The sequence below is a fragment of the Thioalkalivibrio sp. XN279 genome (assembly GCF_011089885.1).
Classification (GTDB): domain Bacteria; phylum Pseudomonadota; class Gammaproteobacteria; order Steroidobacterales; family XN24; genus XN24.
Genome location: NZ_JAANBD010000015.1, coordinates 36,465 through 51,054 on the forward strand (window position 1 = coordinate 36,465; position 14,590 = coordinate 51,054).

Here is a 14,590-nt window from a genome sequence, read left to right on the forward strand (position 1 = left end):
TTTGCGAGCTGAAACAAGCCCCGCAGCAAGCGTCCGGCGCAGGCCCAGGGACCAGCGCTGTTTCAGCTGCTGTCCTTCAGTGCCTGCAGGGCCGCCAGCGCTTCTGCGCGGCTTTGCTTGAGATCGACGATCGGCGCCGGGTAATCCTGCGGCGGCGCTTCCCAGGGCCGGTGCACCGTCTCGGCCGGCAGGTCGCGCAACTCCGGCACCCACCGCTTCACGTAACGCCCCTCGGGATCGAACTTTTCGCCCTGGGCGACGGGGTTGAAGATGCGGAAGTACGGCGCCGCGTCGGCGCCCGAGCCCGCGGTCCACTGCCAGCCCATGGTGTTGTTCGCCAGGTCGGCGTCGACCAGGGTGTCCCAGAACCAGCGTGCGCCTTTCTGCCAGGGCGCGCGGATGTTCTTCACCAGCAGCGAAGCGGCGATCATGCGCACGCGGTTGTGCATCCAGCCGGTAGCCCAGAGCTGGCGCATCCCGGCGTCGACGATGGGGATCCCGGTACGGCCGCGCTGCCATGCGTCCAGTGCCGCGTCGTGGTCCTCGCGCCAGGGGAACCTCGCGTATTTCGGATACATCGGCTCGGTGGGCGTGTGCGGGAAGTGGTACAGCACGTGGTGCGCGAACTCGCGCCAGCCGAGCTCACGCAGCCAGGTGTCGATGCCTTTTTCCGACAGCTCGCTGCGTCGTGCCGCGGCGGCGGTCCAGGCCTGGCGCGGGGACACCTCGCCGAAGTGCAGGTGCGGGGAGAGGGCGGAGGTGCCGTCGCAATCCGGCCGGTCACGCTGCGCGGCGTAGTCCCCGAGGTCCTGCTCGCACCAGCGCTCCAGGCGTGCCAGGGCGCCGTCCTCGCCGGGCGTCCACATCCCCTCGAGGCCTTCATGCCAGCGGATGCGTGGCATGAGTTCCAGCGCGTCCAGCCGGGCGCCTGCGGGCAGGTCCGGCGGCGCCGGGATGCGCTCCGGCGCCGCGACGGGCCTGGCCGGCTCCGGCAGGCTCCGCGCCGCCTTCCAGAATGGCGTGAACACGCGGTAGGGATCGCCCTTGCCGGTCTCGAGCTCCCACGGCTCGTACAGCAGGGCGGCCTTGCAGCTGTGCGCCTCCACGCCCAGCGCGCGCAGGCGCTGCTTGATGCGGCTGTCGCGCTCCACCAGTGCGGGTTCGTACAGCCGGTTCCAGAACACGCCCGTGGCGCGCGTTTCCTGCACCAGCGTGGTGAGCGCGTCCTCTGCCGGCCCGCGCAGCAGAATGAGGCGGCTGCCGCGGGCGCGCAGCGACGCGTCCAGCGCGGCGAGGCTGTGATGCAGCCACCAGCGCCCGGCGCCGCCCGGCGCCCATTCGCCCTCGTCCTGCGGGGACCAGGTGTAGACGGGCAGCACCGCCTCCGCCGCGTCGAGGGCCGCCAGCAGGGCCGGATTATCGGCCAGGCGCAGGTCGCGCCGGAACCAGTGGATCGCGAGTTTCAAATCACCCGGCCGCGCCGGCCGCCTTCCAGGAATGACTGGATGTTGGCGGCGATTTCGTCCAGCGCCCGCTGGCGGGATTCACGCGCGGCCCAGGCCACGTGCGGCGTGATGATGAGGTTCGGGATCTCGGGGTCGAGCAGCGGGTCGCCGTCCACCGGCGGTTCCTGCGGCAACACGTCGATGCCGGCGCCCCCGATGCGGCCGGCGCGCAGCGCCTCCGCGAGCGCGGCCGAGTCGACCAGGGCGCCGCGTGCGGTGTTGATGAGCAGCGCGTCCGGCTTCATCCGTGCCAACGCTGGCGCGTCGATCAGCCCGCGCGTGGCCTCGGTCAGGGGGCAGTGCAGGGAGAGGATGTCGGCCTGTTCCAGCACCGTCGCGAAGGGCAGGCGCCCGACCTCTGCCGGCCGGGGTCCGTCCGCCGTGCCGCCCGGGCGCTCGCTTACCAGCACCTCGAGGCCGAAGGCGGCTGCCGCGCGCGCCACGCCCCGGCCGAGCTCGCCGTAGCCGACGATGCCGAGCTTGCGGCCGGCAAGTTCCCTGATCGGGTAATCCAGCAGGCAGAACTGGGGGCTGTCGCGCCACGCGCCCTGCTGCAGCAGGCGCTGGTAGCCGGAAAGGTGATGAGTGAGGGCGAGGATGAGGGCGTAGGTGTGCTGCACCACCGAGGCGGTGCAATAGGCGGTGATGTTGCACACCCCGATGCCGCGTGCCCGGGCCGTGTCGAGGTCGACGTTGTTGACGCCGGTGGCGGCGAGGCAGACCAGCTGCAGCCGCGGCGCAGCGGCCAGCTCCGCGGCGCCGATGCGCAGCTTGTTGGTGATGAGGATCTCGGCCGCGGCGAGGCGCGCCGGCAGCTCGTCCGGCCGGGTCAGGCCGTGCAGCTCGAGATCCAGCTCCGGGCGTTGCAGGGCGCCGAGATCGAGATCGCCACGGCTGACCGTGGCGAAATCGGGGAAAACGGTCTTGATGCGTGTGCTCATGACGCGCAAGCCTACACGCGCCCCCGGCGCCGCGACCAGCCTGGTTGGCGCTACAATGCGCGGTCATGGCGACGCTGCGCGGCATCCTGACGCTGGTCCTGATGGGGCTCAATCTCCTCTTCTGGATCATTCCGCTCTACCTGGTGGCCCTGCTCCGCCTGCTGCCGGTCCCGCGCCTGCGCGTCGCCTGCGCCCAGGCGCTGGTGCGTATCGCGCAGAACTGGATCGCCGGCAACAACCTCATCTTTCGTCTCACCCAGGACATCCATTGGGACGTCGAGGGCGTGGAGGCGCTGCCGGCGCGCGACTGGTACCTGGTGGTCTGCAATCACCAGAGCTGGGTGGATATCCTGGCGCTGCAGGGCGTGTTCAACCGGCGCATTCCGTTCCTGAAGTTCTTCCTCAAGCAGCAGCTCATCCGGGTCCCGCTGCTCGGCTGGGCCTGGTGGGCGCTCGATTTTCCCTTCATGAAGCGACACTCGCGCGAGCACCTGGAGCGCCATCCCGAGGCGCGCGGCCAGGACCTGGAGGCGACGCGCCGGGCCTGCGAGCATTTCCGCCACAAGCCGACCTCGGTGATGAATTTCGTCGAGGGCACCCGCTTCACGCTCGAGAAGCACGCCGCGCAGGATTCGCCCTACCGCCACCTGCTGAAGCCGCGCGCCGGCGGGATCGCCTTCGTGCTCGGCGCCATGGGCGACATCCTGCACCGGCTGCTGGACGTGACCATCGTCTATCCGGACGGCGCGCCGAGCTTCTGGGACCTCTGCTGCGGGCGCCTGCGCAAGATCATCGTGCGGGTCCAGGTGCGCGAGATTCCCGCCTGGACGACGCAGGGCGACTACCAGGAAGACGAGGCGTTCCGCGCGCGCCTGCAGGCCTGGCTGGGCGAGATGTGGACGGCGAAAGACGCGGAGATCGAGCGCTTGCAGGCGCGGGCGGCCAGCGCATGAGCGCCGCGCCCTCGCGGCCGCTCGAGGGCTACCCGGAAGTCTCGCCCGAGGAGATGCGCGCACGGGCCCGAGCTTTCTGCGAGCGCATGTCCCGGCGCCGCACCGTGCGCGACTATTCCGACCGCGCGGTGCCGCGGGCGGTGATCGAGGATTGCCTGCGCACGGCCGGCAGCGCGCCGTCCGGGGCCAACCTGCAGCCGTGGCATTTCGTGGCCGTGGGAGACCCGGTCGTGAAGCGCGAGATTCGCCTCGCGGCCGAGGCGGAGGAACGCGAGTTCTACCAGCATCGGGCTCCGGAGGACTGGCTGGCGGCGCTCGCGCCGCTCGGCACCGGTCCGGAGAAGCCGTTCCTGGAGACGGCGCCGTGGCTGATCGGCATCTTCGAGCAGCGCTGGGGCTACGACGCCGACGGCGCCAAGGTGAAGCACTATTACCCGAAGGAATCGGTCGGCATCGCCACCGGCCTGCTCATCGCCGCCCTGCACGAGGCGGGACTGGCGACGCTGACGCACACGCCGAGCCCGATGAAATTCCTCAACCGCATCATGGGTCGTCCGCCCGAGGAGCGGCCTTTTCTGCTGCTGGTGGCGGGATACCCGGCCGCGGGTGCGCGGGTGCCGCACATCCGCCGCAAGGCGCTGGAGGACATCGCGACGTTCCTTGCGCCGGACGGGAACGAATCAGAACAATAAGCGGGGAGTAACGCCGAAGTGGACGCAATGACCGCCTGGCTCGACAAGGTCTCGGCCTTCGTCTGGGGCCCTTACTGTCTCATCCCGCTGTTGCTGCTGACCGGCCTGTATCTCACGGTGCTGCTGCGCGGCCTGCAGTTCCGCCAGCTGGGCCCGGCCCTGCACCAGGCACTGATCGTCCGCACCGAGAGCGGGGCGCGCGGCGACATTTCCCACTTCGCCGCGTTGATGACCGCCATGGCCGCCACTGTCGGCACCGGCAATATCGTCGGGGTGGCGACGGCGATTGCGCTGGGCGGTCCGGGCGCGCTGTTCTGGATGTGGGTCACTGGCCTCGTCGGCATGGCCACCAAGTATTCCGAGGCGCTGCTGTCGGTGAAATACCGCGTCACCAATGAGCGTGGCGAGCAGGCGGGCGGGCCGATGTACTACCTGTCCGAGGGCATTCGCTGGAAGCCGCTGGGCCGCACCCTCGGCTGGCTGTTCGCCCTGTTCACCGCCTGCGCCGCTTTCGGCATCGGCAACATGGTGCAGTCGAACTCGGTGGCGGACGCCATCGGCGGCGCCTTCGGTATTCCTGCCTGGGTCAGCGGCGCGGTGATCGCCCTCGGGGTGGCGGCGGTCACGCTCGGCGGCATCCGCGCCATCGGCGGCTTCACCAGCCTGTTCGTGCCGGCGATGATCGTCATCTACATGGGCGCCTGCACCATCGTGCTGGCGTTCAACTTCAGCGCTATTCCCGCCGCCTTCGCCCTGGTGTTCACCGACGCCTTCACCGGCAGTTCCGCCGCCGGCGGCTTCCTCGGTGCCACCATCGCCCAGGCCATGCGCTACGGCGTGGCGCGCGGCATCTTTTCCAACGAGTCCGGCCTGGGCTCGGCCGGCATCGCCGCGGCCTCGGCGCAGACTCGCGAGCCGGTGCGCCAGGCGCTGGTGTCCATGACCCAGACCTTCATCGACACGCTGGTGGTGTGCACCTTCACCGGCATCGCCATCATCGCCAGCGGCGCCTGGACCTCGGGCGCCAACGGCGCGGCGCTGACGCAGCTGGCCTTCGGCTCGGCGATGCCGGGCCCGGTGGGCCCGGCCGTGGTCGCCATCTGCCTGGCGCTGTTCGCCTTCTCCACCATCGTCGGCTGGAGCCATTACGGCTCGCGCGGCATCGAGTACATCCTCGGTGTCCGCGCGATCCTGCCCTACCGCATCCTGTTCGTGCTTGCGGCCTTCGCCGGCTCCGTCTACACGCTCGACTTCGTCTGGCTGCTGTCGGACGTGATGAACGGCCTCATGGCGCTGCCCAACCTGGTGGGGCTGTTGCTCCTGTCGGGCGTGGTCGCCGTCGAGACGCGCAGTTACTTCGCGCGCGGGCAATCGCCCATGCGGTGATGGTGGTAGCCGCGGCCCTCGCCCCGGCCCTCGCCCCGGCCGGGACCGCGTGCCGCCAGCTCGTCGCCTTCGAGCACGCCGTTGCCGTCTGCGTCACGCTCGGCGAAGCGCGCCATGCGGCGGGCGCCGAACTCCTCCTTGTCGATCACGCCGTCGCCGTTGACGTCGAGCATCGCGAAGCGCCCTTCCTGCGGGGCCTTGAACTCTTCCAGGGTGATCTTGCCGTCGCCGTCGGCATCAATGCGCTGCATCATGCCGCGCGGGCCGTCGCCGCGCGGGCCGGGCTTGGCTGCATCGCCCGGTTCCTGGGCGAGGGCGCTGAAGGACAAGGTGGCTGCCAGCGCGAGGGCGGCTGCGGTGAGAATCGTGGTCTTCATGGTGTTGCTCCTGTGTTCGGGCTGTGTCGGCGCTGTCCCGGTGGGGACTGTCCCCACTGTCGATGACATGATCCGGCCCCGGCGTGCAGCAAGCGTGGCTGAAGCGCGGAGAAACCGTGGAGATGCGCCCGCTCATTCCTCGAGCCGGTAACCCACGCCGTAGACGGAGTGCAGCAGCTCGCGCTCCGGCGCCGCCTCGCCCAGCTTGCGGCGCAGGTTCTTCACGTGGCTGTCGACGGTGCGGTCGGACACCACGCGGTGGTCGGCGTAGATCCGTTCCAGCAGGGCCGCGCGCGAGAACACCCGCCCGGGGTGCGCGGCCAGTGTCTCCAGCAGGCGGAATTCCACCGGAGTCAGGTCCAGCTTGTGGCCGTCCAGCTCGGCCCGCCATGCCTGCGGCTCGATGTTCAGTCCGGCCACCGGGCCGCCTTGCACCGCTCCGCCGCCGCCCTGGCGGCGCAGCACCGCTTTCACCCGCGCCACCACCTCGCGCGGGCTGAAGGGCTTGCAGATGTAGTCGTCGGCGCCGAGCTCGAGGCCCAGCAGGCGATCGATCTCTTCCACCCGGGCGGTCACCATGATGATCGGCAACTGCGTGAAGCCGCGCAGCTCACGACAAATCGCGAGCCCGTCGCGCCCCGGCAGCATCAGGTCGAGCAGCAGCAACGCCGGAGGACGGGACCGCACCTCGGGCACCACGGCATTACCGTCGCCCAGGACGCGCGCGGTGAAGCCGGCTGCCTGCAGGTACTCGGCGAGGAGCGCGGCCAGCTTGGGCTCGTCCTCGACGATTAGGATGTCCTGCGCCGAGCTCACGCCGCGCCCCGCAGCAACGGCAGTCGCACCACGATGCTGAGCCCGCCGAGACTGGAGGACGCCGCACTGATGGTCCCGCCGTGCGCTTCCACGATGTTGCGACAGATGGCCAGCCCCAGCCCGGCCCCGCCGGAGGCGCGGTTGCGCGAGCCCTCGGCGCGGAAGAATCGTTCGAACAGCTGCGGCAGGAGCGCTTCCGGCACCCCGGGCGCCGTGTCGCTGACCTCGATGACTGCTTGCCCGTCATCGCATCGGCAAGCCACCTCGATGCGGCCGGGGGCGTCGGTGTAGCGCAGCGCATTCTCCACCAGGTTGCCGACCAGCTGCACCAGGCGGTCCGGGTCTGCGTGCACCCGCAGCGGGGCGCCCTCGACGCCGGTGCTGGCAAGCCCCAGCCCGGCGGCGGTGCAGCGTTCCCGCAGCGGCTGCAGGGCCTCCGCCACCTGCGTGCGCAGGTCGACGTCGCGGCGGCGATAGTCCAGCGCGCCGACGTCGGACAGCGACAGCTGGTACAGGTCGTCCACCAGCTTGCCGAGGGCGCGGGTCTCGGCCTGCAGGGAAGCCAGCGTGTCGGGGCCGAGCGCGCGGATGCCGTCCTCGACGGCATCCAGCTCGGCACGAATCACGGCCAGCGGCGTGCGCAGCTCGTGGGCCACGTCGGCCATCATGCGCCGGCGCATCGCCTCGTTGCGCTGCAGGGTGCGCGCCAGCAGGTTGAAGTCGTCGGCCAGGCGGCCGAATTCGTCCGCGGCGTTCACTTCGACGCGAGTGTCGAAGTCACCGGCAGCGAGCCGGTGCGAGGCGGCGCCGATGGCCCGCGCCGGGGCCAGGAAGGCGCGTGACAACAGCGCCGCCGCCAGCGCCGCCAGCAGCACCGCCGCCAGGCTGGCCACGCCGAGGTTGCGCAGCTGCGCGCGCTGGAAGCGCAGGTCGGTCGCCTCGGTCGGTCGTCGCGCAGGCGTTCGCGCCACCCAGCCGACGGTTTGCCCGTTCACCACCACGGCATGCCGGATGATCTCGCCGTCGCCTGGCACCGCACGACCCGCGATCAGCCGGTCATTCGCGTCGTAGAGCGCCGCGCGCGGCAAGCCGTGGCGGTGGCGGTGCAGCGCTTCAGGTGCCTCGTTGCCGGCGGGGCGCGGCTGCCCGCGCAGGATCGCGCGCCACCGTCGCTCCTCACCCGCCAGCGCCGACCAGTCCCCGCGCTGGGCATAAATCCCGGCCAGCGTCTCGACCAGCGCCTCCGCCCGGCGTGCCTCGGCCGCCTCGATGTAACGGCGGAAGTCGCGCTGGAAGCCCCACTGGCCCGCGGCCGCCATGACCACGGCGACCAGCACGCTGGTGGCCAGCACGCCGAGGAACAGCTTGGTGGTGATGGTCAGGCGCATGCTGGGCCGGGCGGGATGTTCCGAGGTCGGGTACCTGCCCCGAGGATAAGCCCAAAATGTGGAGGACCGGCGCAGGCGCTGCCTGCACGACCGCTCAGCGGCGCTTGCGGGCCTTGCCCGGCGCGGGCGGCGTGTCGTCCTCGACGCTCCACTGCTCGCGATGCGCGCGCGCCGCTTCGCTGTTCACGCCGGCGTGGCGGTTCGACAGCAGCAGCGAGCCCGGGTCGCAGACGCGCGCGCGGATCAGGCCGAGGTCGCGCGCGGCATCGAACAGGCTGGGATACCAGGACTCCCAGTTCGGCAGCAGTTGTTCCACCTGTTCACGCAGCGACGCCATGGCGCGACGTTAGCCGAGCCGGCGTGACCGGCGCAATCGCGACAAGTGCTGCAAGCACGGCGATTTCGCTGCCTGCGCCAAACCCGCATCGGCAAACATGTGGGCCGGGGCTATGCTGCGGGCATGGAAAAAGAGGTGGTGTTTCGCGCCCGCAAGCTGCGCAAGGTCTACCCCATGGGGGAGGTCGAGGTGGTGGCCCTGCGCGAGGTGGACCTGGATCTTTATCGCGGCGAGTTCGTGGTGCTGCTGGGGCCTTCGGGCAGCGGCAAGTCGACGCTGCTGAACATCCTCGGCGGGCTCGACAGCGCCACCGCAGGCGAGGTGTGGTACAGCGGTCATGATCTAACTGCGGCGAACGAACGCGAACTGACCGAGTTTCGTCGCGATCATGTCGGCTTCGTGTTCCAATTCTACAACCTCATCCCGAGCCTCACCGCGCGCGAGAACGTGGCCGCGGTGACCGAGATCGCCAGCGAGCCGATGCAGCCGGAGGCGGCGCTGGAACTGGTGGGCATGGGCAAGCGCCTGGACCATTTCCCGGCCCAGCTCTCCGGCGGCGAGCAGCAGCGTGTCGCCATCGCCCGCGCTATCGCCAAGAACCCCGCGGTGCTGCTGTGTGACGAGCCGACCGGCGCACTCGACTCGGCCACCGGCATCGTGGTGCTCGAGGCGCTGGAGCGCGCCAACCGCGAGCTCGGCACCACCACGGTGGTGATCACCCACAACATGGTGATTGCGCAGATGGCCGACCGCGTCATCCACATGGCGGACGGGCAGATCGCCGGCAGCGAGACCAACGCCGTGCGCAAGCCGCCCAGCGAGCTGCACTGGTGATGCGCGCCCTCGACCGCAAGCTGTTTCGCGACCTGTGGCACATGCGCGGCATGGTCTTCGCCATCTCCCTGGTGGTGCTGGGCGGCGTAGCCACCTTCGTCATGTCGCTGGTCACCTACGAGTCCCTGCTGGTGACCCAGCAGCGCTATTACGTCGACCAGCGTTTTGCTGAGGTGTTCGCCAACCTGGTGCGTGCACCGGAGTCGGTGGCTGAGCAGCTGGCGCCGCTGCCGGGCGTGAACCAGGTCGAGACGCGCGTGGTGGCGCCGGTCAATCTCGAGGTCAGTGGCTTCGGCGACCCGATCACTGGCCGGATCGTTTCGCTGCCGGAGTTCGGCGAGCCGAAGCTGAACAAGCCCCTGGTGCGGCGCGGACGGCTGCCCCAGCCCGGGGCCGAGACCGAGGTGGCGGTGAGCGAGGACTTTGCCAATGCGCACGGCCTCGAGCCGGGCGACCGCCTCGCCGCGGTGATCCGCGGCCGCCGCCAGCATGTCGACATCGTCGGCATCGCGCTGTCGCCGGAATACATGTACGCCATCGCGCCCGGCGCGATGTTCCCGGATTTCAAGCGCTACGGCATCCTGTGGATGAACCGCAAGGCGCTGGCCACGGCCTTCGACATGGACGGCGCCTTCAACGACGTGAGCTTCTCGCTGCAGCGCGGGGCGGTGGCGCAGGACGTCATCGATCGCGTCGACCTGGTGCTGGCGCGCTACGGTGGGCTCGGCGCCTATGCCCGCGAGGACCAGTTCAGCCATCGCTTCATCACCGAGGAGCTGCGCGGCCTCGAGACCATGGCGACGCTGTTCCCGGTGATCTTCCTCGGCGTGGCCGCATTCCTGCTCAACGTGGTGATGGGCCGCCTGGTCGCCACCGAGCGCGAGCAGATTGCGACGCTCAAGGCCTTCGGCTACTCCAGCACCCAGGTCGGCCTGCACTACGCCAAGCTGGTGTTGTTGATCACCTCGCTCGGGCTCACCGTCGGGGTCATCCTCGGGGCGCGCTTCGCGCGCGGCCTGAGCAGCATCTACCAGGAGTTCTACAGCTTCCCCTTCCTCGATTTCCGGCTCGACCCGGTGATCGTGCTGCAGGCGGTGCTGGTGACGGTGGGCGCGGCGCTGGGAGGCACCGCCTGGGCGGTGCGGCGCGCCGCGCGCCTGCCGCCCGCCGAGGGCATGCGTGCCGAGCCGCCGCCGGCGTACCACGCCACCTTCCTCGAGCGGCTCGGCCTGCAGCAGCGGCTCGCGGAACCCTCGCGCATGATCGTGCGTCATCTCAGCCGCCAGCCCTTCAAGGCCGCCTTGTCGGTGGCAGGGATCGCCGCGGCCTGCGGCATCCTGATGATCACCAACTTCCAGCGCGACGCCATCGGCTGGATGATGGGTGTGCAGTTCGGCCTCGGCAGTCGCGAGGACCTCGCGGTGACGTTCACCGACCCGACGCCGCGCCGCGCGCTGTACTCGCTGCAGTCGCTCGACGGCGTGACCCTTGTCGAGGGCCACCGCGTGGTGGCCGCGCGACAGGTGCACGGCCATCGCAGTCACCGCGGCAGCATCGAGGGCGTCGAGCCCGGCAGCAGCCTGCACCGTGTGCTGGACGCATCGCTGCAACCGCTGCAGGTGCCGGCGGAGGGCGTGGTCCTGACCGACTACCTGGCGCAGGAGATCCTGCAGATCGAGCCGGGTGACGTGCTGCGGGTCGAAGTGCTGGAGGGGTCCCGGCCGGTGCTGGAGATCCCGGTGGTGGCGGTGGCGCAGCAGTACCTCGGGGTCAACGCCTACATGCAGCGCGAGACCCTCAACCGGCTCATGCGCGAGGGGCCGGCCATCACCGGCGCCCGGCTCGCGGTCGACCCGGAGCTGGAGCCCGCGGTCTACCACCGGCTGCGCGAGATGCCGCGCGTCGCCGGCACGGTGGTGCGCGAGAACGCCATCCGCCAGTTCGACGAGATGATGGAAGAGACCATCCTCTACTTCAGTTTCATCACCGCGCTGCTGGGCGGCTTCATCGCTTTCGGCGTGGTCTACAACTCCATGCGCATCGCCTTGTCGGAGCGCGGGCGCGAGCTCGCCTCGCTGCGCGTGCTGGGCTTCACGCGCCTGGAGGTCGCCTACATCCTGCTGGGCGAGATCGGCCTGCTCACGCTCGCCGCGATCCCGGTCGGGTTCGCTTTCGGCTGGGCGCTGTCGGCCTACCTGGCGCTCGCCTTTTCCTCCGACCTGTACCGCATCGAGCTGGTCATTTCGCCCGGCACCTACGCGCTGGCTGCCGCGGTGGTGCTGGTATCTTTCCTGATTTCATCTGCGCTGGCCTGGCGCAAGCTGGACCGGCTGGACCTGGTCGAGGTCCTGAAGACGAGGGAGTGAGGCATGCTGGCCGGACGCTACAAGGGCATCGCCGTCATCGCCGTGCTTATCGCCGCGGCCATGACCTGGGCGTGGTGGCCGCGGCCGGTGCTGGTCGAATTCGCCGAGGTGGCGCAGCGACCGCTCGAAGTCGCGGTGGAGGAAGAGGGTCGCACGCGGGTCAAGGATCGCTACGTGCTTTACGCTCCGGTGGCCGGGTACCTGCGCCGCGTGACGCTGGAGCCGGGCGACGCGGTGGAGGCCGGTCAACCGGTGGCCTGGCTCGACCCCTTGCCGGCCGCAACGCTCGATCCCCGTGCCCGCGCCGAGGCCGAGGCCCGGCTCGCGGCCATGCGCGCGGCGCTGGAGCAGGCCGGCGAGATCCGCAAGCAGGCCGCCGCCGAGGCGCAGCTCGCCGAGCACGAGTTCGCGCGGCGGCAGGAATTGCTGGCGCAACAACTCATCTCGCGCACCGAGTTCGACCAGGCGGAAAGCCGTCGTGACGCTGCGGTGGCGGCCGCCGCTGCCGCGGCGTCCGCAGTGGACGTGGCGCGCCACGAGGTCGAGGCTGCCGAGGCGGTGCTGAGTTACGCGGGCGCCATGGCCGAGGGGGAGGCGCCGGCGCCGATAGCGTTGCGCGCGCCGGTGGACGGGCGCGTCCTGAAGCGCCTGCAGGAGAGCGCGGGCGTGGTGGCTGCCGGGCAGCCGCTGGTCGAGGTGGGGGACACACGCGCGCTCGAGGTCGAAGTCGAAGTGCTGTCGCGCGACGCAGTGCGCATCGAGCCGGGTGGCCGGGTCCGGTTCGAGCGCTGGGGCGGCGGCGAGTCGCTGGAAGGCCGGGTGCGCGTGGTGGAGCCGGCCGGCTTCACCAAGATCAGCGCCCTCGGCGTCGAGGAGCAGCGGGTGCTGGTGATTGCCGACCTGCTCGACCCGCCTGCAGCCTGGCAGCGGCTCGGCGACGGCTACCGCGTGGAAGCGCGCTTCATCACCTGGGCCGAGGACGACGCCCTGACGGCGCCGGCCAGCGCGCTGTTCCGCCGCGGCGACGCCTGGGAGGCTTTCGTGGCCGAGGACGGGCGGGCGCGACGCGTGAGCGTGACCCCCGGCCACAGCAGCGGACTCATCACCGAGATCGTGTCCGGGTTGGAGTCCGGGCAGAAAGTGGTCGTGCATCCGCCCGAAGAGGTCGAAGACGGCGTGCGCGTCGCGCCGTACGAGAAGTAGCCGCGCCATGGCGAAGGCCCAGAAGCCGGTAGACCTGCTGCTGCTGCACCCCCCGAGCGTGTACGACTTCCGCGACAAGTCGATCCTGTACGGCCCGGTCAGCGACATGGTGCCGTCGTCAGTGATGTTCGAGATCTACCCGATCGGCTTCCTGACCATGGCCGGCTACCTGAAGCAGCAGGGCATGCGGGTGCGCATCGTCAACCTCGCACTGCGCATGCTGACGGACCCGGGCTTCGACGTGCGCGAGTTCCTGGCGGCGCAGCGACCCGGGGCCATCGGGATCGACCTGCACTGGATGCCGCATTGCCACGGCGCGATCGAGATCGCGCGCCTGGCCAAAGAGGTGCACCCCGAGGTGCCGGTGATTTTCGGCGGCCTGTCCGCGACATACTTCCACGAGGAGCTGCTGCAGGAGTACCCGGACATCGATTTCGTGCTGCGCGGCGACAGCACCGAGCCGCCGCTGCACCAGCTGCTCCTGGCCCTGCGCGAGGGCGGGTCGCTCGACACCATCCCCAACCTGGTCTGGCGCGAGGATGGCAAGGTCAGGGTCAACCCGCTCAGCTTCGTGCCGCGCACGCTCGACTACATCGACGTCTACCCCGAGCTGCTGATCGAGATGGCGATCCGGTATCGCGACATCACCGGCGTCCTCCCGTTCAACGGCTGGCTGAGCAACCCCACCACCATGGTGCTGCCGCTCAAGGGCTGCGCCTTCGAGTGCATCACCTGCGGCAGCTCGAACTCGACCTGCGCCATGATGACGGGGCGCCGCAAGCCGGTGTTCCGCAGCCCGGCCAACCTGGCGTCGAACGTGGCGGCCATCGGCCGCTTCTCGCGCGGGCCGATCGTGATGCCGGGCGACCTGCTGCAGGGCGGGCGCAAGTACGCATCGGCCTGCATCGACGAAATGGCTGCCGCCGGGGTCGAGAACGAGATCTGCTTCGAGTTCTTCGACGTGCCGCCGGTCGATTTCCTGCAATACATCGATGCGCGGCTGCCGAACTGGAGTTTCGAGATCTCGCCGGAGAGCCACGACCGCGCGGTGCGCCATGCCATGGAGGGCCAGGCGGGGTACGAGAACGAGGCCATGGAGCACATGCTGCGGGAGGCGCTCAAGCTCAACTGCCACCGCATCGACGTGTTCTTCATGATCGGCCTGCCGCAGCAGGACCACCGCTCCGTCATGGATACGGTGGACTACTGCGAGTACCTGTTCAGCTGGGGCGATCCGAGGCTGCAGTGCTTCATCTCGCCGATGGGCCCGTTTCTCGATCCGGGCAGCCAGATCTTCGAGGCGCCGGAGCGCTTCGGCTATCGCAAACTGGCGTCCACGGTGGAGGAGCATCGGCAGCTGCTCACGCAGCCGAGCTGGGAGCAGATCCTCAACTACGAGACCGAGTGGATGACGCGCGCGCAGCTGGTGGATGCGACCTACGATGCGGCCGAGCGGCTCAACGAGATGAAGCTGCGCTTCAAGCGCATCACGCCGCGGCAGGCCGGGGTGGTCGCGGACAGCATCGCCGAGGCCCGCCGCCTGCGGGCACGGCTTCAGTACAGCCACGGCGGCCGCATGGACCCGGCGGCCGAGGCCCAGTTGCACGGCGAGATCTCCCGCTTCAGCAACAGCACCGTGTGCGACAAGCGGGAGCTGTTCTGGCAGCGCCACATGCTGAGTTTCCGGCTGCCGGCGATCGGGCGCGTGGCCCTCGATTGCCTGCGCCGCCCGGGGTAAATGCTGCGCCCGTTTTGGGGTGAGCTTGCGTTGAGTTGCCCGGGGCGCTGGTGC

Annotated in this window: 13 protein-coding genes; 7 read left to right on the top strand and 6 right to left on the bottom strand. The window is 70.0% G+C overall.

From position 1 onward, the window contains the following. Positions 1–62: 62 nt before the first annotated feature. Both G8346_RS01780 and G8346_RS01785 read right to left on the bottom strand, forming a co-directional pair. A complete protein-coding gene (locus G8346_RS01780) occupies positions 63–1,466 on the bottom strand; it encodes a deoxyribodipyrimidine photo-lyase (protein WP_166047613.1) in 1,404 nt (467 codons plus the stop codon). Further along, positions 1,463–2,446, bottom strand: coding sequence for a D-2-hydroxyacid dehydrogenase (locus G8346_RS01785; protein WP_166047615.1), 984 nt, complete (start codon positions 2,444–2,446; stop codon positions 1,463–1,465). Before G8346_RS01785 ends, G8346_RS01780 begins: the two co-directional genes overlap by 4 nt. Before the next feature lie 65 nt (positions 2,447–2,511). On the opposite strand from G8346_RS01785, the gene G8346_RS01790 reads away from it, so the two are divergent. From G8346_RS01790 to G8346_RS01800, 3 genes are read left to right on the top strand one after another with little or no spacing between them, the layout of a single operon-like run. Further along, entirely contained in the window at positions 2,512–3,399 is an 888-nt protein-coding gene (locus tag G8346_RS01790) for an acyltransferase (RefSeq protein ID WP_166047617.1), read from the top strand. Next, positions 3,396–4,091, top strand: coding sequence for a nitroreductase family protein (locus tag G8346_RS01795; protein ID WP_166047619.1), 696 nt, complete (start codon positions 3,396–3,398; stop codon positions 4,089–4,091). Before G8346_RS01790 ends, G8346_RS01795 begins: the two co-directional genes overlap by 4 nt. A 27-nt stretch (positions 4,092–4,118) precedes the next feature. Next, positions 4,119–5,477, top strand: coding sequence for a sodium:alanine symporter family protein (locus G8346_RS01800; RefSeq protein ID WP_206202548.1), 1,359 nt, complete (start codon positions 4,119–4,121; stop codon positions 5,475–5,477). On the opposite strand, the gene G8346_RS01805 is transcribed toward G8346_RS01800, so the two are convergent. From G8346_RS01805 to G8346_RS01820, 4 genes are all read right to left on the bottom strand, one after another. Next, positions 5,444–5,854 carry an EF-hand domain-containing protein gene (locus tag G8346_RS01805; protein WP_166047623.1) on the bottom strand — a complete coding sequence of 137 codons (411 nt, stop codon included), beginning with the start codon at positions 5,852–5,854 and terminating at the stop codon, positions 5,444–5,446. The two genes, G8346_RS01800 and G8346_RS01805, sit on opposite strands and share 34 nt — an antisense overlap. 132 nt (positions 5,855–5,986) lie before the next feature. Next, positions 5,987–6,670, bottom strand: a complete 684-nt coding sequence (locus G8346_RS01810; protein WP_166047625.1) for a response regulator — start codon at positions 6,668–6,670, stop codon at positions 5,987–5,989. After that, positions 6,667–8,058: an ATP-binding protein gene (locus tag G8346_RS01815; RefSeq protein ID WP_166047627.1), complete on the bottom strand. Its 1,392-nt coding sequence runs from the start codon at positions 8,056–8,058 to the stop codon at positions 6,667–6,669. Before G8346_RS01815 ends, G8346_RS01810 begins: the two co-directional genes overlap by 4 nt. A 94-nt stretch (positions 8,059–8,152) precedes the next feature. Further along, positions 8,153–8,395 (bottom strand): hypothetical protein, encoded by a 243-nt coding sequence (locus G8346_RS01820; protein ID WP_166047629.1) that lies wholly within the window; start codon positions 8,393–8,395, stop codon positions 8,153–8,155. A gap of 123 nt (positions 8,396–8,518) precedes the next feature. Between G8346_RS01820 and G8346_RS01825 the strand changes: the two genes are divergently transcribed. The 4 genes from G8346_RS01825 to G8346_RS01840 are packed head-to-tail and all read left to right on the top strand — an operon-like array spanning position 8,519 to position 14,536. Next, complete coding sequence (locus G8346_RS01825) at positions 8,519–9,229, top strand: ABC transporter ATP-binding protein (protein ID WP_166047631.1); 711 nt, start codon at positions 8,519–8,521, stop codon at positions 9,227–9,229. Continuing rightward, positions 9,229–11,595 (top strand): ABC transporter permease, encoded by a 2,367-nt coding sequence (locus G8346_RS01830; protein ID WP_166048013.1) that lies wholly within the window; start codon positions 9,229–9,231, stop codon positions 11,593–11,595. The genes G8346_RS01825 and G8346_RS01830 overlap by 1 nt, the downstream gene beginning before the upstream one ends. Positions 11,596–11,598: 3 nt before the next feature. Further along, positions 11,599–12,798 carry an efflux RND transporter periplasmic adaptor subunit gene (locus G8346_RS01835; RefSeq protein WP_166047633.1) on the top strand — a complete coding sequence of 400 codons (1,200 nt, stop codon included), beginning with the start codon at positions 11,599–11,601 and terminating at the stop codon, positions 12,796–12,798. 7 nt (positions 12,799–12,805) lie between these two features. Further along, the gene (locus G8346_RS01840; RefSeq protein WP_166047635.1) at positions 12,806–14,536 is read left to right on the top strand and encodes a TIGR04190 family B12-binding domain/radical SAM domain protein; all 1,731 of its coding nucleotides are present in this window, start codon (positions 12,806–12,808) and stop codon (positions 14,534–14,536) included. Positions 14,537–14,590: the final 54 nt, after the last annotated feature.

Coding starts and splice junctions, on each gene's coding strand:
- G8346_RS01800 (WP_206202548.1), top strand. CDS start 4,119: ATGACCGCCTGGCTCGACAAGGTCTCGGCCTTCGTCTGGGGCCCTTAC.
- G8346_RS01790 (WP_166047617.1), top strand. CDS start 2,512: ATGGCGACGCTGCGCGGCATCCTGACGCTGGTCCTGATGGGGCTCAAT.
- G8346_RS01795 (WP_166047619.1), top strand. CDS start 3,396: ATGAGCGCCGCGCCCTCGCGGCCGCTCGAGGGCTACCCGGAAGTCTCG.
- G8346_RS01785 (WP_166047615.1), bottom strand. CDS start 2,446: ATGAGCACACGCATCAAGACCGTTTTCCCCGATTTCGCCACGGTCAGC.
- G8346_RS01835 (WP_166047633.1), top strand. CDS start 11,599: ATGCTGGCCGGACGCTACAAGGGCATCGCCGTCATCGCCGTGCTTATC.
- G8346_RS01825 (WP_166047631.1), top strand. CDS start 8,519: ATGGAAAAAGAGGTGGTGTTTCGCGCCCGCAAGCTGCGCAAGGTCTAC.
- G8346_RS01815 (WP_166047627.1), bottom strand. CDS start 8,058: ATGCGCCTGACCATCACCACCAAGCTGTTCCTCGGCGTGCTGGCCACC.
- G8346_RS01820 (WP_166047629.1), bottom strand. CDS start 8,395: ATGGCGTCGCTGCGTGAACAGGTGGAACAACTGCTGCCGAACTGGGAG.
- G8346_RS01805 (WP_166047623.1), bottom strand. CDS start 5,854: ATGAAGACCACGATTCTCACCGCAGCCGCCCTCGCGCTGGCAGCCACC.
- G8346_RS01830 (WP_166048013.1), top strand. CDS start 9,229: ATGCGCGCCCTCGACCGCAAGCTGTTTCGCGACCTGTGGCACATGCGC.
- G8346_RS01840 (WP_166047635.1), top strand. CDS start 12,806: ATGGCGAAGGCCCAGAAGCCGGTAGACCTGCTGCTGCTGCACCCCCCG.